The organism is Burkholderia sp. MSMB0856 (genome assembly GCF_001524645.2).
Lineage (GTDB): Bacteria > Pseudomonadota > Gammaproteobacteria > Burkholderiales > Burkholderiaceae > Burkholderia > Burkholderia diffusa.
On record NZ_CP013428.1, the window covers coordinates 1,458,773 to 1,478,984 of the forward strand.

Sequence of the window (20,212 nt, forward strand, 5' to 3'; positions counted from 1 at the left end):
TGAACGGGCTACAGGCCGAAACGGGCCGGCAGCCACAACGAAAACGCCGGTGCGAAGATCAGCGCCACGAGGGCGACCGACAGCACCAGCAGGTATTTCACCATCGGCCGCGCCACGCGCGCGACCTCGGTCCCCGTGATCGCGCAGGTCGTGAACAGCCCGAGCCCGACGGGCGGCGCGAACAATCCGAGCCCCATCGCCACCACCACGACCGTGCCGAAATGCAGCGGGTTGATGCCGAGCTGCAGCGCGATCGGCGCGAGCAGCGGCCCGAAGATGATCAGCGCGGGCGCGCCTTCGAGCACGGCGCCGAACACGATCATCAGCAGCGCCGCCAGCAACAGGAACGCCGTCGAGCCGTACTGATGGGCAAACGCCGTCATTGTGCCCGAGACGAGCGCGGGAATCTGCTCGATCGACAGCGCGAACGACACGCTCGACGCCGCCGCGACGATGAACAGGATACCGCTCGCCATCGACGCCGCACGGACGAACACGCGGCCGACCGAGCGCCAGGTCAGCTCGCGGAACGCCGCCCAGCCGACCACCAGCGCATAGACCACCGCGAACGCCGACACTTCCGTCGACGTCGCGATGCCCGACGTCACGCCCTTGCCGATCATCGCGACCATGATCAGCGCGACGAGCGCGCCGCCGGCGAGCGGCAGCCACGCGCGGCGTTCGACGAATACCGCGTCGATGTCGATCCGGCGTCCGCAGATCACGGTCACGACCGCCAGCGACGCGGCGAGCACGGCCGCCGGCACGATCCCCGCGACGAACAGCCCCGCGATCGAGATGTTCGCGACGAAGCCCATGATGATCATGTTCACGCACGGCGGAATCGTCTCGGCCATCACCGCGCTGCACGCGAGCAGCGCCGCGGTTTCGTCGGGATCCTGCCGCGCGCGGCGCACGGCCGGCATCACGACGCCGCCCACCGCCGCGATGTCGGCCAGCTTCGAACCCGACACGCCGGAAAAGCACGCCGTCGCGAAGATCACGATCAGCCCGAGCCCGCCGCGCACGCGCCCGAAGATCCGCAGCAACAATTCGACGAGCCGCGCGGACATCCCGTTCGACTCCATCAGCAAGCCGGCCAGCACGAAGAACGGCACGGCGAGCAGCACGAAGTGATCGGCGCCGGCCATCACCTGCTGCGAGTAGACGAGCAACGGCAGCGTCGGATCGGCGAGGAAGTACAGCAACGCCGAAAACGCGAGCACGAAGCCGATCGGCACGCCCAGCACGAGCCCGCCGAAGAAGCCGGCGACCAGCAGCGCCCCCGGCGCGATCGCATGTTCGGGGCGCAGCGCGTTCCAGCCGTACACGGCGCCCGCGAGCACCGCGCAGCAGGCCAGCGTGCCGAGCACGCGGCGGCGCGGCGCGTTCAGCGCGTTCGCGAGCGCGAACACGCTCATGAACAGCGCGCCGAACATCATCGGATACACGTTGATCCAGCCCGGCAGGCCGCCCGTCGTCAACTGATCGTACGAGTCGCCGAGCAACTGCCACGACGACGCCAGCAGGTTCAGCGACACCGCCGCGACGATCCAGTGCCCGATCTGCACGAGCGCGCCCTGCCAGCGTGCCGGCAGCCAGCCGCGGAACAGGTCGATGCCGACGTGCTGGCTGCGGCCGAGCACCGTCGCCGCGCCGAAGAACACCAGCACGATCATCAGCGCGCTCGCGACCTCCTCGGCCCAGTCGACCGGATCGTGCAGGAAATATCGGAAGACGACCGACACGAATACGACCAGCACGTCGACGGCCAGCACGGCGGCCGACACGTATTCGATCCAGCGCATCGCGGCATCCAGCGCACGGGCGGCGGCGCGCACGGGACGGCCTGGGGCGACGGCCGGCACGACGCTCGAAACGGAACCGGTATCCATCGCTCAACCCCGCGCGGCGGCGATCGCCGGAAACAGCGGCGCGGTGGCCGGATACTGCTTCGCGAATGCCATGTAGAGGCGGTCGTGCATCGCCTGCCGCAGCGCCGCGCGCTCGGCATCCGCCATCGGATGAAACGTCATCCCGTGCTGCTTCAGCGCCGCCTCCGCCTGCTCGGCCTTCTGCGCCGCGATCGCGCGCTGCTGCGCGGTCGCGTCGGCCACCGCGCGGTCGAACGCCGGGCGCAGGTTCGCCGGAATCCGCTCGAGCGCGCGCCGCCCCATCACGACGGTCATCGCCGCGAACACGTGGTGCGATTGCCAGCACGACTTGACGATCTCGTCGAAGCGGCTCGCGAGCACGGTGGCCGGATCGTGCTCGAGCCCGTCGACGACGCCCGTCTGCACGGCCATGTAGAGCTCGCCGAACGGAATCGGCGTCGGCACCGCACCCATCACCTTGAAGGTGTCCATGAAGGCCGGCGTCGGCAGCACGCGCAGCTTCGTGCCCTTCACGCCCTGCAGCGCCGTCACCGGCTGCTTCGTGAACACGCAGCGCCCGCCGAAGTGCGAACCCCACGTCAGCACGGAACAGCCCGCGCGCTTTTGCAGCAGCGCGTTCAGGCTGGTGCCGACCTGGCCGTCGAGCACCTTCGCGACGTGCGCATAGCTGTCGAACAGGTAGCCGAGATCGAGCATGCCGAGTTCCGGCGCGACCGTGGCCCAGATCGACGAGCCCGCGATCATCATGTCGATCGCGCCGATCTTCACCTGCTGCGCGACGTCGCTTTCCTTGCCGAGCTGGCTGTTCGGAAAGTAGTCGACCCGGATCGCGTCGCCGACGCTCGCCTTCAGGTTCGCCGCGAGACGCTCGTACCACACGTAGTGCGCGGCGTTCTGATCGGCCGGCATCGACGACGAGCAGCGCAGCGTCACGGTCTGCGCCGCGCGGCCGATTTCCGGCAAGCCGCCCGCGACCGCGAGCGTGGCGGCGGATGCCGTTTGCAGAAAGCGCCGCCGGGTGAAGGTAGTCATGGCCGTCTCCTTTCCAATCGCGTCTTTCAACACGACTGTATCGATTTAGTGTATCGATACAGTAATACGACGACCGATGAGTGAGAAATGAGGGTTTTCCCGTGACGGGCGGGTGGAAATTTCGGGCCGAAGTGCCACGCGGGGTCGGCGCATTTCAGTCTTTCCGGCCCGTGGCGCACGTCAGGCGTGCCGGCGGATATCGTCAGACAACTGACTTTTTCTAAACGACGACGCCGTCCGCCCCGTCCGTCAGAAACTGCCCGACCATCGCGTTGAACACCGGCAGCGCCGGATTGTCGTTGTCCGCGCGCCACGCGAGATACAGCTCGGCCGCCACGTCGACGCCCGCGAGCGGCCGGAACACCACGCCGTCGACATGCAGCTCGCGCGCCGACGCCGGCACCAGCGCGGCACCCAGCCCGGCACGCACCAGGCCGAGGATCGTATGCGTCTGCCCGACGTAATGCAGGTAATTCGGCAAGCGCCCCGCGCTGGCGAACATCCCCGAGATCATGTCGTGGAAGTACTTGCCCTCGTTCGGCGAATACGCGATGAACGGCTGCTGGTCGAGCTCGTCCGGGCCGATCTGTTCGTACGCGGCCAGCGGCGCGCCCTGCGCGACCGCGACGAGCATCGGCTCGCGCTGCACGAGCCGGTATTCGAGCGGATGGCGCGCCGCGCGCTGGCGCACGAAGCCCGCGTCGAGCATGCGCGACGCGAGCGCGTCGATCTGCACGGTCGACACCATTTCGCGCAGCTCGACATCGACGTCCGGCAGCGCGTGCGCCGCATGCGCGAGCAGCTCCGGAATCATCCGGTATGCGCTGACGGCCGTGAAGCCGAGCGTGATGCGGCCCGCCTCGCCGTGCGCGACGCGCTGCGCGGCCTGCTCGGCGCGTGCGGAAAACTCGAGGATGTGCCGCGCATCGCGCAGGAAGCGCTCGCCGGCCGCGGTCAGTCTGACCTGACGGCTGCTGCGTTCGAGCAGCGCGATGCCAAGCGCATGTTCGAGCAACTGGATCTGCCGGCTGAGCGGTGGCTGCGTCATGAAGAGCCGCTTGGCCGCACGGCCGAAATGCAGTTCCTCGGCCACGGCGACGAAGCAGCGAAGCTGGTTCAGCTCAATCATTCAAATCTTGAATCAATCGATAGTCTCTTGATGGTAGACCGATATCGATATGATTCCCATACTCGGTTGCAGCCGATGCGCGGCCCGCGCCGCGCACGCCGACCGAGGCCTTCATGACCATCGCTCGCCGGCCGCTTCGACCGGATTCGGGTCACGCCGCACGCATGACGCCCGGCGGCGGCATCACGCGCGCTGGCGCGTGCCCGGCGTCGGCGCGACCGCGAGCCGGTCGAGTTCGCGCAGGTCGTTCTCCAGCGCGGGCGTGAGCGTCGTGCGCAGATGGTCGAGGAAGGTGCGGATCTTCGCGTCGAGATAGCGGCGCGTCGCATAGACGGCATACACGCTGACCGTCTGCAGCCGGTACTCGGGCAGCACGCGAATCAGCCGCCCTTCGCGGATGTCGTCGAGCACGGTGTACAGCGCGACGCACGCGATGCCGCGCCCTGCCCGCACAGCGACGCACAACGCATCCGGCACGTTGACCTGGAACGGCGCCGGCTGCAGCTCGTACACCGTTTCCTCGTCGTCGCCGCGCTCGAGCCGCCACTCGCTGGCCGGCGATGCGGGCGTATCGAGGCGCAGGCACACGTGGTTCGGCAGATCATCGGGCGTGGTCGGCGTGCCATGTCGCGCCAGGTATTCGCGCGATGCAACCAGCACGCTGCAACTCGTTCCGCAAGTCTGCGCGACGTAGCCGGAATCGGGCAGCTGTGACGCGGTCACGATCGACACGTCGTAGCCTTCCTCGACGAGGTTCGGCATCCGCTGCGCGAGCGTCAGCTCGATCGACACGTCCGGGTTGTCTTCCTGGTAGCGCACGATCGACGAGACGACATGACTCTGCCCGAGCCCCGTCATCGCATGGATGCGCATCTTGCCGCTCGGCCGCAGCAGCGCGTTGCGCGCCTCGGCGTTGGCGTAGTCGAATTCGGCGAGGATCGATTTCGCACGCTCGAAGTAGCGCTCGCCGCTTTCGGTGAGGCCGAGATGGCGCGTCGTGCGATGCAGCAGCCGCGTCTGTACGTGAGCTTCGAGATTCGACACCGCGCGCGACACCTGCGCGGTGGTCGCATCGATTTCTTTGGCGACCGCGGTGAAACTGCCGGCTTCGACAACGCGCACGAACAGGCGCATGTTTTCGAGCATGTCCATTGAATTGGCTTGGGGAGTATCGGTGGAGGAACGTCGGCGGCGCTCGCGTCAGACGGGAATCGGGGCGTGCGCGCGAACCACACGCAAGCGATCACCATGCCGGGGAACGGGCGGGAGAGCGGGCGTCGCGTGCGTGGCTGTGGCATATCGGGGGATTCGGTGGCCCGAATTGTACGCCGCCGCAGGCAAATTTGCGCGATCGCCGCGCCTTCAGGCTTTCATCGGATGAAAGGTTTTTGCAAGACGAATACGTCGCATGCTCGCAACGTATTGATGCGGCGCGACAATTTGTATCACAACGCGATATAATTTGCGCCTTCCTTGCGCTGCGTCATCCGCGTCGTCCTTTTTACCGCTTATCGTCCATGTCGTCAGGCACTTCCCCGTCGCGTCGCACATTCCGCCAATGGCTGCACAGCTTCATTCCCCATCCGATGACACTCGGCTGGCGCGAGCGCATGCGCTCGTGCGCGGGCGCGCTCGTCGGCATCGCGACGGTCGGCGTCACGATGCGGCTGCTGCCCGGCGTGCCGGGCCTCGTGCCGCTGCTCGTCGCGCCGATGGGGGCGTCGGCGGTGCTGCTGTTCGCGGTGCCCGCGAGTCCGCTCGCGCAGCCGTGGTCGATCATCGGCGGCAATCTGGTGGCGGCGACCGTCGGCGTCGCCTGCGCGCAGTCGATCGCCGATCCGATCACGGCCGCGGCGGTTGCGGTCGCCCTCGCGATCGGCGGCATGTTCGTACTGCGCTGCGTGCACCCGCCGTCGGGCGCGGTCGCGCTGACGGCCGTGCTCGGCGGCCCCGCGATCCACTCACTCGGCTTCGGCTTCGTGGTCGAGCCGATCGCGCTGCAATCGGCGATCCTGCTGTCGGCCGCGCTCGTGTACCACGCGCTGACGGGCCACCGCTATCCGCACGGCGGCGTGCGTCCCGACGCGAAGCCGCAAGGCGGCAGCGCCGCGCCGGCACGCGGCGGCTTCACGCGCGCCGATCTCGACGCCGTGCTGAAGCGCCGCGGCGAATGGCTCGACGTCGATCCGGACGACCTCGAAATGCTGCTGCGCGAAACCGAGATGCAGGCGTATGCGCGCACGTTCGGCCAGCTCACGTGCGCCGACCTGATGACGAAGAACGCGATCGAAGTCGCGCCGTCGACATCGGTCACGGCCGCGCTGACACTGCTCGACCGCCATCGCGTAAAGGCGCTGCCCGTCGTGGACGGCGACGATCGCCTGATCGGCATCGTCACGCGCGCCGACCTCACGCGCCAGTTGCGCCGCCCGGCCCCGCTGTGGCAACGGCTGGCCGCGCGCCTGCCGCAGTCGTTCGGCGGTCGGCCGCCCAGCGTCGCCACCGTGATGACCCGCGACGTCGCGTCCGTGCCGCAGACCCTGCCGATCACGGCGCTGGTGCCGCTGTTTACGCATTCGGGCCACCACCACATCCCGGTCGTCGACGCATCGCGACGGCTCGTCGGCATCATTACGCAGACGGATCTCGTCACGGGCCTGTACCAGCAGACGCGGATGCTCGAAGCCGCGTAACGCCGACGAACGGAAAAATGTGCTCCATTTCGCTGAAAATCGTCCATTTATATCATGTTGTGATATATTTCGCGTTACCGAAACTGCTGCCCGACCGACCGCAATGACCGATACCCGACGCGCGCTGACCAAAGGCGATTTCCAGCAACTGTCCGAGTTCCGCTACCAGATGCGCCGCTTCGAGCGCTTCTCCGAACGCGCCGCGCAAAGCGAAGGCGTGACGCCGCTGCAATATCTGCTGCTGCTGCACATCAAGGGCTACCCGCATCGCGAATGGGCCACCATCGGCGAACTCGCCGAACGCCTGCAGGCGCAGCATCACGGCGTCGTCGCGCTGGTGACGCGCTGCGAGGCGCTCGGGCTCGTGAAGCGCAAGACGAGCGAAGCGGACCGCCGGCAAGTCGAGGTCCATCTCGAAGAAGCCGGCGAGACGCTGCTCGCCCGTCTCGCGGCCATGCACCGCACGGAACTGAAATCGCTCAAGGGCACGTTCCAGGTTCCGCAGATCGATTTCTGACCCAGGCTTTACCGACCTTCCCCTACTCCGATGAACGCACCACACAAACGCGATTTCTCGACCAACGAACGCCTGCCCAGGATCGCGTTGCTGGCTGCCGGGATCGGCGTGCTCAGCACGCTGGCGGCGTTCGTGCTGTTGAGCCTGATCCACCTGTTCACGAACCTGTTCTTCTTCCAGCAGTTCTCGTTCGCCGATCGTTCGCCCGCCCACAACACGCTCGGCGCGTGGGTGATCGTCGTGCCGGTGATCGGCGGGCTGATCGTCGGATTGATGGCGCGCTTCGGTTCGGAGAAGATCCGCGGCCACGGCATTCCCGAAGCGATCGAGGCGATCCTGTTCGGCAAGAGCCGCATGTCGCCGAAGGTTGCGATCCTCAAGCCGCTGTCGTCCGGCGTCGTGATCGGCAGCGGCGGCCCGTTCGGTGCCGAAGGCCCGATCATCATGACGGGCGGCGCGCTCGGCTCGCTGATCGCGCAATGCGTGCACGTGACCGCGGCCGAGCGCAAGACGCTGCTCGTCGCGGGCGCGGCCGCCGGCATGACCGCCGTGTTCGGCACGCCGGTCGCCGCCGTGCTGCTCGCGGTCGAACTGCTGCTGTTCGAATGGCGTCCGCGCAGTTTCCTGCCGGTCGCGCTCGCGTGCGCGGTGGCCGGTTTCGCCCGCGCCGTGTTCTTCGGCGTCGACCCGCTGTTTCCGTTGGCCACCGCATCGCCGACGCCCGTCGCGCTGCTGTCGTGCATCGTCGCGGGCCTGCTGTCGGGCATGCTCGCGTGCGGCCTGTCTGCCGCGCTGTACCGCGTCGAGGACACCTTCGCGAAGCTTCCGGTGCACTGGATGTGGTGGCCGGCGCTCGGCGCGATCGTGATCGGCGTCGGCGGCTGGCTCGAGCCGCGCGCGCTCGGCGTCGGCTACGACGTGATCGGCGACCTGCTGCACCAGCATATCGCGCTGAAGATCGCGCTCGCGCTGCTGATCGTGAAGGCCGTGATGTGGGTGATCGCGCTCGGCTCCGGCACGTCGGGCGGTGTGCTGGCCCCGCTGCTGATGCTCGGCGCCGGCCTCGGCACCGTGCTGTCGCCGGTGCTGCCCGGCGGCGATCCGGCACTGTGGCCGCTCGTCTGCATGGCCGCGACGCTCGGCGCCACGCTCGGCGCGCCGCTGACCGCGATCGTGTTCGCGTTCGGCCTCACGCACGACGCGAACGCGCTGCTGCCGCTGCTCGCCGCGACGCTCGTCGCGCACGGCTTCGCGACCGTCGTGATGAAGCGTTCGATCATGACGGAAAAGATCGCGCGCCGCGGGTATCACATCTACCGCGAATATGGCGTCGATCCGCTCGAACGCCACGACGTGGCCGAAGTGATGACGCCAGCCGACGCGCTCGTCGCGATCGACGGCGCCACGACGCTCGATGCGGTCGAGTCGCAGTACTTCGGCGTGAAGCAGACGCACCGTGCATACCCGGTCGTGCAGAACGGGCGACTCCTCGGCATCGTCGATCGCGCGACGCTCGACGCGCAGCGCGCGCAAGCCGGCCCCGGCGCCGTGCTCGCGAGCGCGTTCGCCGAGCGCGTGCCGGCCGTCGCGCAGGCGCACGAAACGTGCCGCGTGGTCGCATCGCGACTCGCGCTGCTCGGTCTTGAACGTCTGCCGGTCGTCGACGATCCGCAATCGCTGCGCATCATCGGCATCGTGTCGCGCAGCGACTTGATCAAACCCGCGCTCCAGCACTTCGACGACGAACAGAAGCGCGAACGCTTCCGTCCCGTCGTACCCGTCAACCTGCGCGACGCAGGAATACGCAAGGCCGGCTGACACGTACCGCGCGCGGCGCCGCGTCCGGCGTTTAAACTTCGTTGACAATCGATCGGACGAAAGTTTGTCATCATGGTCTGCATGCGACGGGGCCATCATTCAGCCGTTCCACATCGTCATCCAATAAAGAAGCGTCGCGGCGCGACATGCAGACACATGCAGCACGCCGCGACCGTCAATCCGCCACACCTCAGGGCAGCGAGCCGACCTCACGACGCATGACGTCGCCGCCGTGTCTCCATACGGACCACGCACGACGCATGCGGCCGCGCGACAGAACGCACAGCATCCGGATTGCCGTTTGGCAAGCGCGTTAACAACTTGTTTCGGAATCGCCGGAACCGCATTTGTCCGATGCAATCTCACAAGCACGCAGTTCTGCTGCGCATCCCACTCAATCAATCACGACTCGAGGGAGATAAACGTGAACGTGAAATACTTACCGCTCATCGCATTGACCGTGGCAATTTCTGCTCACGCGGCCGATCCGGCCGCGCAGAACGTGGGACAAAGCCAGAAGGCCGCCCCGGAAGTCTCGGCGTGCATCGCCAAGACCTGGGCCGACAAGTCGCAGCAACAAGTGATCTCGCAGAACGTGCTCGCCAACGGCCTCGCGACCGATGTCTACGCACCGGGCCAGCAACCGCCGAACGGCGCGGCCGCGATGGTTCGTCCGTCGCCGAATCCGGGCGCGAAGACGTGGGTCGCCGTGCGCGGCGACGCGGCCGCCGCCGGCGACATCAACGCCTGTCTGTAAGCATCGCTGCCGGACGGCATTGCGCCGCCCGCATGCAAAAAGCCCCGCTTCGGCGGGGCTTTTTGTTTAGGCGCATGGGCCGCGCGCACGCGCCGCGACCTTGCTTGCGCGCTTACAGGTAGCTGCAGACGTAGTCGAGCGTCTCCAGCACCTCGATGTCGAAGCGGCTCTTGCCCGGGACCGAGAACGATTCGCCGGCGCCGTAGGTTTGCCACTCGCTGCTGCCGTCGAGCTTCACGCGGCACTTGCCGGCCTGCACTTCCATCAATTCGGGCGCGTCCGTGCCGAAGTTGAGCGCGCACGGCAGGATCACGCCGAGCGTCTTGCGCGTGCCGTCCGGGAAGAGCACGGTATGCGACACGCACTTGCCGTCGAAATAGACGTTCGCGCGCTTGACGACCGATACGTTGTCGAATTGGGTTGCACTGGTCATGTGATGCCTCTGATTGCTGGATGCCGGATGGCGTGTTGTCGGAAGCCGGCCGGGGCGGCAGGCCGGCCGCTATGATACCGGCTCGCGGCGGGCGGGCTGCAAGTAGGACTGGCACGAAGCGGGCGACCGATAATCAGGATCACTACCCGATGCATTGCGTGGCCCGCATCGAGCGGCTCATCTGAGTCCCTTGCGGCGTGCGGAATCGCGCAGGCAGTCGAGCAGCATTGCCGCGGCCGGCGTGAGCGGACTGTCGCGGCGCGTGACGACCTGCACGGACACGCCGGGCAGCCGCTCGCGGATCGGCAGCACGGCGAGCTGGTCGCGCGCCCACTCCCCTTGCAGCAGCTGTTCGGGCATCGACGCGATCAGGTCGCAGCCCGTCATCAGGCTGTGCGCCAGGCCGAAGCTCGGGCATTCGACGACCCGCTGCGGCACCGGCAGCCCGTATGCGATGAACGAGTTGAACAGCACCTGGGTCGAGCTTTCCGGCGACGGATTCATCAGCCAGTCGGCCTCGACGAGATCGGCGAGCGACGTGGCCGACGCGAGCGGATGCCCCTTGCGCGCGACGATCAACGATCGGCTCGCGTAGAGTTCCGCGTGATCGAACTCGGCCGCCAGCAGTTCGGGCACGACGACGGCCACCGCGAAATCGAGCGAGCCGTCGTGCAGGCGCGGCAGCGCGACGCCCGGAAACCCTTCGATCAGACTGACGCGCGCGACCGGAAAGCGCCGCCGGAACGCGCGAAACGCATCGGGCAGGATCGTCACCGCGGCGGCCGGCGTGATCGCCGCCGCGACCGAGCCCGTCATCGCGCCCTGCGCCTGCTCGATGTCGTCGCGCGCACGCTGCATCTCGGCGACGATCAGCCGCGCGCGCACCTGCAGTTGCTGGCCGAACGCCGTGAGCTGCACGCCGCGCGCGGTGCGCACGACGAGCGACACGCCGAGCGCGATCTCCAGTTCCTTGACCGCCTTCGTCAACGCCGCCGGCGACACGTTCAGGCGCCGCGCGGCCGCGCGGATGCTCCCTTCGTCCGCGACGGTGACGAACGCTTTCAGCTGATGGTATTTCATGGCGGCATGCGTGATTCGTGGAAACCCCGTGCAGCGCGGCGCATGCAGGCTCAGGGTATTCCCGAGCGGCAACCGGTGGTGTGCACCAAAGCAATTTAGCAGCTTCTGGTGCGCAAAAGAAATTTATATCCTTTCACGTCATATGCGCGTCAAACGTCCACCGGACCCACAGGAGACACCATGCTGCAAGCCGTGAACCCCGTCATCCCCGGCATCGCCGCGATCGCCCCGGACCTCATCGAAGTGCGCCGCCGCATCCATGCGCACCCGGAACTCGCGTTCGAGGAAACGCTGACGAGCGATCTCGTCGCCGAACTGCTCACCGGATGGGGCTACGAAGTGCATCGCGGCATCGGCAAGACGGGCGTCGTCGGCGTGCTGCGCGAAGGACAAGGCACGCGCAGCGTCGGCCTGCGCGCCGACATGGACGCGCTGCCGCTCGCGGAGGCCACCGGCCTGCCCTACGCGAGCCGCCATGCGAACAAGATGCATGCGTGCGGTCACGACGGCCACACCGCGATGCTGCTGTGCGCGGCGCGTCACCTGGCCGCGACGCGCCAGTTCTCCGGCACGCTGAACCTGATCTTCCAGCCGGCCGAGGAAAACTTCGGCGGCGCGAAAGCGATGATGGACGATGGCCTGTTCGATCGCTTCCCGTGCGATGCGATCTTCGCGATCCACAACATGCCGGGCCGCGCCGCCGGCGACATGGCATTCCGCACCGGCGCCGCGATGGCGTCGGCCGACCGCGTGACGATCACGCTGCGCGGCGTCGGCGGTCACGGCGCGATGCCGCACTTCGCGCGCGATCCGATGTCGGCCGCGGGCAGCATCATGGTCGCGCTGCAGACGATCGTCGCGCGCGAAGTCGACGCGCAGCACGCGGCCGTGATCACGGTCGGCAGCGTGCAGGCCGGCGAGACCTTCAACATCATTCCCGAAACCGTCGTGATGAAGCTGTCGGTGCGCGCGCTGAACGCCGACGTGCGCGCGCTGCTCGCGCGCCGCATCGAAGCGCTGGCGAAGGGCCAGGCGGAAAGCTTCGGCGTCGCCGCGGACGTGGATTACGACTACGGCTACCCGGTGTTGGTCAACCATCCCGAACCGACCGCGTTCGCGGCCGACATCGCGCGCCAGATGCTTGGCGCCGAGCGCGTCGAGACCGAAGCCGCGCCGCTGATGGGCAGCGAGGACTTCGCGTTCATGCTCGAAGCGCGCCCCGGCTGCTATGCGTTCATCGGCAACGGAGTCGGCAGCAAGGGCGGCTGCATGGTGCACAACCCCGGCTACGACTTCAACGACGACATCCTCGCGATCGGCGCGAGCTACTGGGTCCGCGTCGCCGAAGGCTGGCTCGCGGCCTGACGGCCCTTCATCACGCAGTTTCGCGCTTCTGCAGGGGAACCCCATGGAAACGTCCGCCCTTCCGTTCGCCGGCTCGCCGGCCGATGCCCGCGCCGCCGCGAAGAAACGCCGCCTGATCGCGGCCGCCGCGGTCGGCAACGCGCTCGAGTTCTACGACTTCACGGTCTACAGTTTCTTCGCAATCCTGATCGGCAAGCTGTTCTTTCCGGTCCACTCGTCGTTCGGGCAGCTGATGCTCGCGGTCGCGAGCTTCGGCGTCGGCTTCGTCACGCGTCCGCTCGGCGGGCTCGTGATCGGCATGTACGCCGACCGCGCCGGCCGCAAGAAGGCGATGATCCTGACGCTCTTGCTGATGGCGCTCGGCACCGCGACGATCGCGGTCGCGCCCACCTTCGCGCAGGTCGGCATCGCCGCGCCGCTGCTGCTCGTGCTCGCACGCCTGCTGCAAGGGTTCGCATCGGGCGGCGAAGTCGGCGCGTCGACGACGCTGCTGCTCGAACAGGCGCCGCAGCACCGCCGTGGCTTCTACGCGTCGTTCCAGTTCTCGAGCCAGGGGCTCGCCGCGCTCGCCGGGGCGCTCACCGGCGTCGCGCTCACGTCGACGCTCAGTGCCGCGCAGCTCGAAAGCTGGGGCTGGCGCGTGCCGTTCATCATCGGCACGCTGTTCGTGCCGCTCGGTTACTGGCTGCGCCGCACCGTCGAGGAAGTGCCGGCCGCCGCGCCCGCCGCCGCGCATGACGAGCCCGTCGCGTCGCTGCCGCTCGCCGACGTGCTGCGCCACCACGGCAAGGCCGTGTTCTCGGGCCTCGGCGTGACGATCGGCGGCACGTCGATCCACTACATCATCGTGTTCTACATGGCGATCTACGGCGTGCAGGTGCTGCACCTGCCGACCTGGCTGTCCATGACGGCCGGCTGCGTCGCGGGCGCGATCCTGATGCTCGTGACGCCGATCGGCGGCCACCTGTCCGATGTCTACGGGCGCAACCGGATCGTCTGGTGGACGCGCATCGTGCTGATGGCCGCGATCTATCCCGCGTTCATCGCGCTGAACCGATGGCCGGGCGCCGCGTCGCTGCTGTCGATCATCGCCGCGCTGTCGGTCGTGCACGCGATCAACATCGGCGCGACCGGTGCGATGCTCGGCGAGCTGTTCCCGCGGGCGGTGCGGGCGACCGGCGGCGCGCTCGTGTACAGCGTGGGCGTCGCGATCTTCGGCGGCTTCGCGCAGTTCTTCGTGACCTGGCTGATCGCGGCGACCGGCAACCCGAATGCGCCTGCGTGGTATGCGATCGGCTGCGGCGTGTTGACGCTGCTCGCCATTCGTTGCATGGACGAGAAGGCCGGGAAGGCGCTCGATTGAGCGGTGGCGACGCGGGACGTGCGACACGTCATTGACGCAGCGAACGCGTATCGTGCATGATCGCTCTATGCACGACGCCACGCTCACCCTTTCGACGACCACGCGCACGACCGCCTTCGGCGGGCCCGTGCGGCGAATGCGCGCAAGGTCGTAGCGCCCTTCACCGATTCCCACAGGCCCCGCCGGTTCCGGACGGGGTCTCGTCGTTTCTCCGTCCGCACCGGCCTTTCAGGAGAAACGCGATGTCCGAAGCCCCATCCCCGAAACGTGCGCTGCTCGTCGTCGACATGCAAGTCGGGTTGTTCCATGGCCCCGATCGTCCGCATGACGGCGAACGCGTGCTGGCCAACGTCAACCGGCTGATTCGCCGCGCACATGAAGCCGGCGCGCCCGTGTTCGCCGTACGCCACACCGGCCCGGCGGGTTCGCCGATCGCGCCCGATGCGCCGCTCGCCGCATTGCTGCCGGCGCTCGCGATCGATACGGCACGCGACATCGTGTTCGACAAGACCCGGCCGAGTTGTTTCGCGGGCACGCGCCTCGCCGAATGGCTGCACGCGGCCGGGATCGGCGAGATCGTAATTGCGGGGATGAAGACGCAGTACTGCATCGACACGGCCTGCCGCGCCGCCGCCGATCTCGGCTTTCGCGCGGTGCTCGTTGCCGATGCGCATACCTGCATGGACACGCCGGCGCTGCCGGCCGAGCGAATCGTCGCGCATCACAACGCGACGCTCGACGGCCCGTTCGCGACGTTGACGACGACCGAGGCATGCGGGTTCTGACCGGCAACGCATACGGCACGCCGCACGCCGGCCCCGTAAACGCAGCAAGGCACGGGCCATCGTCACCCGTGCCTTGCGTGCGCTACGCCCCGCTCAGAACGTATGCATCATCCCCACATACGCGCCCGTCTGCGACTCGCCCGTCATCGGGCTCGTGCCCGACGTCGCGTCGCGCGGTGACGCGAGCAGCGAGAAGTTCGAGTTGCCGCCGTTGCGCACATACGCGACCGTCCCGTACAGGAACGTGCGCTTCGACAGGTTGTACGTCGTACCGAGCACGTACATGATCGCGTGCCCCGACGGATCGTGCGACGCATCGCCGCCGCCATCACCGACCTTCACGTAGTACCCGCCGCCCGTCACGGCCCACTGCGGCGTGGCCGTGTAGGTCGCGCCGAGCCAGTAGTGATCGGCGCGATCGGCGACGCCCGCCGGGCTGTCCGGCGCCTGGTAGTGCGTATAGGCGCCCTGGATCTTGAACTTCGACACCTTCACGTTCGCGCCGACAAAATACTCGCGCGACGCGGTGAAGATGTTGCTGAACTTGCCGTTGTTGTCGCGCAGCTCGTCGTAGATGCCGCGCACGTCGAGCACCGGAGAGTGATACGAGATCATGATCCCGTCCGAGCGGCCGAAGTCGTCGGCCGCGCCGTAGTTGAAGCCGCGCGACTGGTTGCCGAACGCATATTGCGCCTGCACGTCGAAGCCGCCGATCACCGGGCTGTGATATTCGATGTTGTTGCTGCTCTGCTGCCAGTTGCGGCCGCGCACGAGCGATGCGGACGAAAACGCCTGCTGCACGAACGGATCGAATTCCCACACGCCGTCGCTGTCGATGAACAGGTTGCGGCCGGCCTGCAGCTGGCCCCACGTGTCGCTCTTCAGGCCCACATACGCGCGGCGCGACCACATGCGTCCGCCGCCCGTCGTGCCGTTCATCACCTGGAACGCGGTTTCCAGGTTGAAGACCGTCGACATCCCGCCGCCGAGATCCTCGACGCCCTTCAGGCCGAACATGCTGGTGCCCCAGTCGCCGCCTTCCGCGCTCCAGCGCGTCGAACTGCCATTGGGCGTCGCGATGTGGTTCAGGTATTCGACGCCGCCGTCGATACGGCCGTACAGCGTCACGCTCGTTTGTGCAAACGCGGCCGCCGGCGTGGCGGCCACGATCAGCCATGCGAAATGTTTGAGTCGCAAAATGATGCCCCCTCGGAGTCTCGACCGTCCGGCACGCGCCCCATGCACGCGCCGGCGGTCCGTTCACCCGCGATCGATCGAAAAACGCCCGGGGCCCGCCGCGCAAAGCGCGAGCAGGCCGCCCGAGATCGCGATGTTCTTGTAGAAATGAATCATGTTGTCGATCTGCTCGCCGCCCGACATCGTCCAGTAGTGATGGCCGATGAAGCCGGTGCCGATCGTATACAGCGCAAGCAGCAACGCGAGCGGCCGCGTCTGGAAACCGACGAGGATCGCGATGCCGGCGAACAGCTCCATCACGACGGAGATGGCCGCCGAAACGATCGGCGCGGGCGCGCCCTCGCTTCCCATGAACGCGATCGTGCCGGAGAAGTCGGTGATCTTCTTCCAGCCGAACATCACGAACAGGATCACGAGCAGGATTCGGGACAGCAGCAGCAGCACATCGCGCTGGGACGCGAGAAACGGTTGATTCGGTGTCATGGTGTGATCAACGAAAGCGGTGCGCGAAACGCGCGCACCGGATTGCCTGTGAACCGGGACGGGCGACCGCCAGCCGCCTGCCCCGCTCTGCAACAACCGGCATCGGGGCCCGCCCGATGTGCTGTGCTCCTCCTCTCGTCAGTGTTGCCCTGCTTCGTGCCGCGTCGCGCCCGGCGTCAACGCGCCTTCGCGACGTCCTGCTCGGTCACCTTCGCGGCCGGATTGCCGAACTGGCCGGTCAGGTAGTTCGTCAGCGCGGCGATCTGCGCATCCGACAGCTCGTTGCGGAACGCGGGCATCCCGACGTCCTCGCTGCCGGCTTTGCGCTGCACGCCGTTCAGGATCACCTGCACCAGGTTCGCCGGATTCGGCGCACCGACCGTCGAGTTGTGGAACAGCGACGGGTAATAGCCGTCCGGCGTGCCCTTGCCCTGCATCTGGTGGCACGTCGCGCAGTTGCCGAGATACAGCCGCGCCGGATCGATGCCCGACGCTGCGAGCGCCACGCCGCGCAGCTTCAGGCCGTCTTCCGCCGGCTTGCCCCACGACGAGCGCGACTGCTTCGCGTCGCCGCTGGCGACGGCCGGCACCGTGCGGATATACGTCGCGATCGCGCCGATGTCGGCGTCGGTCATCGTCGAGAAGCTGTGCTCGACCGCCTCGGCCATCGGACCGGCCGCCTGCGCGACACCCGGCACGCTGCCGGTACGCAGGTACTGGACGAGCTGCTGCTGCGTCCAGCCGCCGATCCCCGCGTTCGGGTCGGACGTGATGTTGTAGCCGTCCCAGCCCGCCAGCACCGAACCCGACAGGAAGCTGCCGCCCGTCTCGTCGAGCGACTTCTCCTGCATTGCGATGCCGCGCGGCGTGTGACACGTGCTGCAGTGCGCGAGGCCCTGCACCAGGTACGCGCCGCGGTTCCACTCTGCGCTCTGCGCCGGCTTCGGCTGGTACGCGCCGTCCTTCAGGAACAGCCAGTTCCAGATCTTCAGCGGCCAGCGCATGCTCAGCAATGCGGGGATCTCGTTCTTCGGCGGCGTCTGCTTAACCGGTTCGACACCGTGCATGAAGTACGTATACAGCGCCTGCACGTCGTCGTCGTTGATCTTCGCGTACGACACGTACGGCATCGCCGGATACAGGTTGCTGCCGTTCTTCGAGACGCCGTGACGCACCGCGCGTTCGAAGTCGTCGAACGTCCAGTTGCCAATGCCGGTGTCCGGGTCGGGCGTGATGTTGCTCGTGTAGATCTTGCCGAGCATCGGCACCGGCATTCCGAGGCCGCCGGCAAACGGCTTGCCGCCCTTCGCGGTGTGGCAGGCCATGCAGTCGCCCGCGACCGCCAGATATTCGCCGCGCTTGATCTGCGCGGGATCGGCCGAATCGGCCGCGCGCACGAGGCCCGGCAGCGCGAGGCAGCCGGCGAGGAGGAAGGTGAGAGTAGATTTCCGCACGGTCAGACTTCCTTCTTCAGCGTGTCCGACATCCGCAGCGCCAGCGCCGCGATCGTCAGCGTCACGTTCACCGTACCGACGGTCGGCATCGTCGAGCTGCTCGAGATGAACAGGTTCGGATGGTCGAACGTGCGGCAGTCCTTGTCGACGACCGAGTCGCGCGCATCCGCGCCCATGATCGTCGCGCCCGTGATGTGGTTGTTCGGCGCGAACTCGTCGTTGAACACGACGTCCGTGCCGCCCAGCACCTGCGCCGCGGTCGCATAGACTTCGCGCGTGTGCACGGCGCCGCGCTTCACGTAGTCGTCGATCGCATAGGTAATTTCCGGGCGCGGAATGCCGATCGCGTCGGTGGCCGTCTTGCTTGGCACGATGCGGTTCTCGGGCTGCGGCAGGATTTCGTGGAAGCAGTCGAACTGCACGTAGCGGGCCGAACGATCGCGGATCTGCGCGTCGAGCTCGTCGGACTTCATCAGCTTGCCGGCCTTGAAGATCTTCTGCGTTTCCTGGTTGATGCGCGACATGTTCGACAGGTGGATCTTCTTCGCGGCTTCGGTCGCGCGGAACGGACCGTCGCGGAAACCGATCAGCGACGTCATTTCCTGCGGGCCACGGCCCGGCCACAGCTTCTCGCTCGCGTAGAACGACACGCCCGTGCCGGGGTGATCCATCAGGTTGCGCCCGACCATGTCGGAGCTGTTCGCGACGCCGTTCGGGAAGTCGCGGTTCGCCGACATCAGCAGGATCTTCGGCGTCTCGATGCCGTTCGCGGCGACCACGAAGTACTTGCCCTCGACGCGATGGTCGGCGCCCGTCTTGTCCTTGTAGATCGCGGCGACGATGCGCTTGTCCGGCCCCGTCTCGAGCTTGTAGACCACGGCGCTGTCGATCAGCTTCGCGCCGGCCTGCTCGGCCTTCTCGACGTGCACGATGCCGTTGTACATCGCGCCGATCGGGCAGATCGGCATGCAGTTGTTGTTTCCGCAACAGGTTGGCCGGCCGTCGTACGGACGGCTGTTGCGCGCGACCGGCTCGGTCACCACGTGGAACTTCGGGTCATGGCCGTTGAGCGCGCTCTTGATCGTCTGCTCGTTGAACGACAACGGCAGCGGCGGCATCGGATACGGCTGCTTGCGCGGCGAGTACAGGTCTTCCTCGGGGCCGGGGCCCCACACGCCGAGCTCTTCCTCCGCGCGCTGGTAATAATGCTCGAGGTCGTCGTACTGAATCGGCCAGTCGCGGCCGACGCCGTACACGGTCTTCATCTTGAAGTCGTTCGGGATGAAGCGCCATGCCGACGCGGCCCAGTGCCATGTCGTGCCGCCCACCGCGCGGATGTACTGCGAGTTGAACTTGTGCTCGCCCTTCAGGACCAGGTAGTCGTTCGGCGGGCCGTATTCCGGATGCGGCGCCCACGGGCTCGACGGGTACGGCGCCATGAAGTCCGTCTTGTCGGGCTGGTTGCGGAAGCGTTCGACGATTTCCCAGCGCGGCATGCGCGGGCCTGCCTCGAGCAGGATCACCGACTTGCCGGCCATCGCGAGCTGATGCGCGACGATCGCGCCTGCGACACCGGATCCGACGACCACGACGTCGGCTTTTTGCGTATCGGTATCGGCCATCAGGCTTGCCTCTCGATCGGTTTTTCGGCCCAGAAGCCGGGTTTGTTGGGGCAATACGAAGGAATCACGAGCGTATCGGACACGACGCTGAACATTAACGCTTCTTCGTAAGTAATCACGACGTTGTCGACGATGCCGAGATACCACGCTTCGAGAATCGACAGCGCAGAGGCCTGCTGATCGGGATTCAATGAACCGGACGCGAGCGCGCCCGCGAGTTGCGAGAGGCCGTCGGCGGTCTTGAACGAGCCCTTCTGCAAGGCCTGCAGGAAGCGGTCGCCGAGCACGCGGCTCAGCCCTTTCTTGCCTGTCAGTGCCTCGGAGAGCGTCATGAATGTATCGAGCGGCGCGGAGCCGGGATTATCGGCCAGGGCCCGCAACGCCAGCGAGCCGGTGAGGCCTGCCGCCGTCAGCGCCAGTGCGCCCTGCAGCCATTGACGCCGCGTGATGCCGGATGCGGCTGCGTCGCGATCGCGACGCGAGTGGGGGGTGTTGTCGTTGTGCATGTTTCCTTCTCTCGAACACCGGATTCGGGAAAACCACGCTTGATATTTCTCAAACTTTCGCGCGGCCCTGAAATGTACGCGCA

Annotated in this window: 18 protein-coding genes; 7 read left to right on the top strand and 11 right to left on the bottom strand. The window is 67.2% G+C overall.

Annotated features, from left to right (window positions below; all coding sequences use genetic code 11):
• Window positions 1–8 precede the first annotated feature (8 nt).
• The 4 genes from WS87_RS24065 to WS87_RS24080 form a co-directional block, all read right to left on the bottom strand.
• Window positions 9–1,895, bottom strand: a complete 1,887-nt coding sequence (locus WS87_RS24065) for a TRAP transporter large permease (protein WP_059819249.1) — start codon at window positions 1,893–1,895, stop codon at window positions 9–11.
• Window positions 1,896–1,898: 3 nt separating this feature from the next.
• Complete coding sequence (locus WS87_RS24070) at window positions 1,899–2,927, bottom strand: TRAP transporter substrate-binding protein (RefSeq protein ID WP_059819250.1); 1,029 nt, start codon at window positions 2,925–2,927, stop codon at window positions 1,899–1,901.
• 220 nt (window positions 2,928–3,147) lie between these two features.
• Window positions 3,148–4,056: a LysR substrate-binding domain-containing protein gene (locus WS87_RS24075; protein WP_059819251.1), complete on the bottom strand. Its 909-nt coding sequence runs from the start codon at window positions 4,054–4,056 to the stop codon at window positions 3,148–3,150.
• A gap of 183 nt (window positions 4,057–4,239) precedes the next feature.
• Window positions 4,240–5,208, bottom strand: coding sequence for a LysR family transcriptional regulator (locus WS87_RS24080; RefSeq protein WP_059691282.1), 969 nt, complete (start codon window positions 5,206–5,208; stop codon window positions 4,240–4,242).
• A 365-nt stretch (window positions 5,209–5,573) separates the two neighbouring features.
• Here WS87_RS24080 and WS87_RS24085 point away from each other — a divergent pair, with 365 nt between their 5' ends.
• From WS87_RS24085 to WS87_RS24100, 4 genes are all read left to right on the top strand, one after another.
• Window positions 5,574–6,749: an HPP family protein gene (locus tag WS87_RS24085; protein ID WP_059819252.1), complete on the top strand. Its 1,176-nt coding sequence runs from the start codon at window positions 5,574–5,576 to the stop codon at window positions 6,747–6,749.
• Between the two features lie 103 nt (window positions 6,750–6,852).
• Entirely contained in the window at window positions 6,853–7,266 is a 414-nt protein-coding gene (locus WS87_RS24090; protein ID WP_059533862.1) for a MarR family winged helix-turn-helix transcriptional regulator, read from the top strand.
• 30 nt (window positions 7,267–7,296) lie between these two features.
• Complete coding sequence (locus WS87_RS24095) at window positions 7,297–9,084, top strand: chloride channel protein (protein ID WP_059819253.1); 1,788 nt, start codon at window positions 7,297–7,299, stop codon at window positions 9,082–9,084.
• A 424-nt stretch (window positions 9,085–9,508) separates the two neighbouring features.
• Entirely contained in the window at window positions 9,509–9,841 is a 333-nt protein-coding gene (locus WS87_RS24100) for a hypothetical protein (protein WP_175909541.1), read from the top strand.
• Window positions 9,842–9,953: 112 nt separating this feature from the next.
• Here the strand turns inward: WS87_RS24100 and ppnP are convergent, their stop codons facing one another.
• A complete protein-coding gene (ppnP, locus tag WS87_RS24105) occupies window positions 9,954–10,274 on the bottom strand; it encodes a pyrimidine/purine nucleoside phosphorylase (protein ID WP_006478890.1) in 321 nt (106 codons plus the stop codon).
• A gap of 177 nt (window positions 10,275–10,451) precedes the next feature.
• Entirely contained in the window at window positions 10,452–11,354 is a 903-nt protein-coding gene (locus tag WS87_RS24110) for a LysR substrate-binding domain-containing protein (RefSeq protein WP_059819254.1), read from the bottom strand.
• Between the two features lie 180 nt (window positions 11,355–11,534).
• Between WS87_RS24110 and WS87_RS24115 the strand changes: the two genes are divergently transcribed.
• The 3 genes from WS87_RS24115 to WS87_RS24125 all read left to right on the top strand — a co-directional run bounded on the left by WS87_RS24115 (window position 11,535) and on the right by WS87_RS24125 (window position 14,867).
• Window positions 11,535–12,719 (top strand): M20 aminoacylase family protein, encoded by a 1,185-nt coding sequence (locus tag WS87_RS24115; protein ID WP_059819255.1) that lies wholly within the window; start codon window positions 11,535–11,537, stop codon window positions 12,717–12,719.
• A gap of 43 nt (window positions 12,720–12,762) precedes the next feature.
• On the top strand, window positions 12,763–14,082 hold the full coding sequence (locus tag WS87_RS24120; protein ID WP_059819256.1) for an MFS transporter: 1,320 nt from the start codon (window positions 12,763–12,765) through the stop codon (window positions 14,080–14,082).
• A gap of 242 nt (window positions 14,083–14,324) precedes the next feature.
• Window positions 14,325–14,867 carry a cysteine hydrolase family protein gene (locus tag WS87_RS24125; RefSeq protein ID WP_059819257.1) on the top strand — a complete coding sequence of 181 codons (543 nt, stop codon included), beginning with the start codon at window positions 14,325–14,327 and terminating at the stop codon, window positions 14,865–14,867.
• A gap of 93 nt (window positions 14,868–14,960) precedes the next feature.
• Here WS87_RS24125 and WS87_RS24130 read toward each other — a convergent pair whose 3' ends face one another.
• From WS87_RS24130 to WS87_RS24150, 5 genes are all read right to left on the bottom strand, one after another.
• Window positions 14,961–16,064: a porin gene (locus WS87_RS24130; protein WP_059533872.1), complete on the bottom strand. Its 1,104-nt coding sequence runs from the start codon at window positions 16,062–16,064 to the stop codon at window positions 14,961–14,963.
• A gap of 63 nt (window positions 16,065–16,127) precedes the next feature.
• Complete coding sequence (locus WS87_RS24135; RefSeq protein ID WP_059819258.1) at window positions 16,128–16,547, bottom strand: DoxX family protein; 420 nt, start codon at window positions 16,545–16,547, stop codon at window positions 16,128–16,130.
• Between the two features lie 176 nt (window positions 16,548–16,723).
• The gene (locus tag WS87_RS24140; protein ID WP_059819259.1) at window positions 16,724–18,001 is read right to left on the bottom strand and encodes a c-type cytochrome; all 1,278 of its coding nucleotides are present in this window, start codon (window positions 17,999–18,001) and stop codon (window positions 16,724–16,726) included.
• Window positions 18,002–18,003: 2 nt separating this feature from the next.
• A complete protein-coding gene (locus tag WS87_RS24145; RefSeq protein WP_059607234.1) occupies window positions 18,004–19,623 on the bottom strand; it encodes a GMC family oxidoreductase in 1,620 nt (539 codons plus the stop codon).
• Window positions 19,623–20,129, bottom strand: coding sequence for a sugar dehydrogenase complex small subunit (locus WS87_RS24150; RefSeq protein ID WP_059691289.1), 507 nt, complete (start codon window positions 20,127–20,129; stop codon window positions 19,623–19,625). Before WS87_RS24150 ends, WS87_RS24145 begins: the two co-directional genes overlap by 1 nt.
• Window positions 20,130–20,212: the final 83 nt, after the last annotated feature.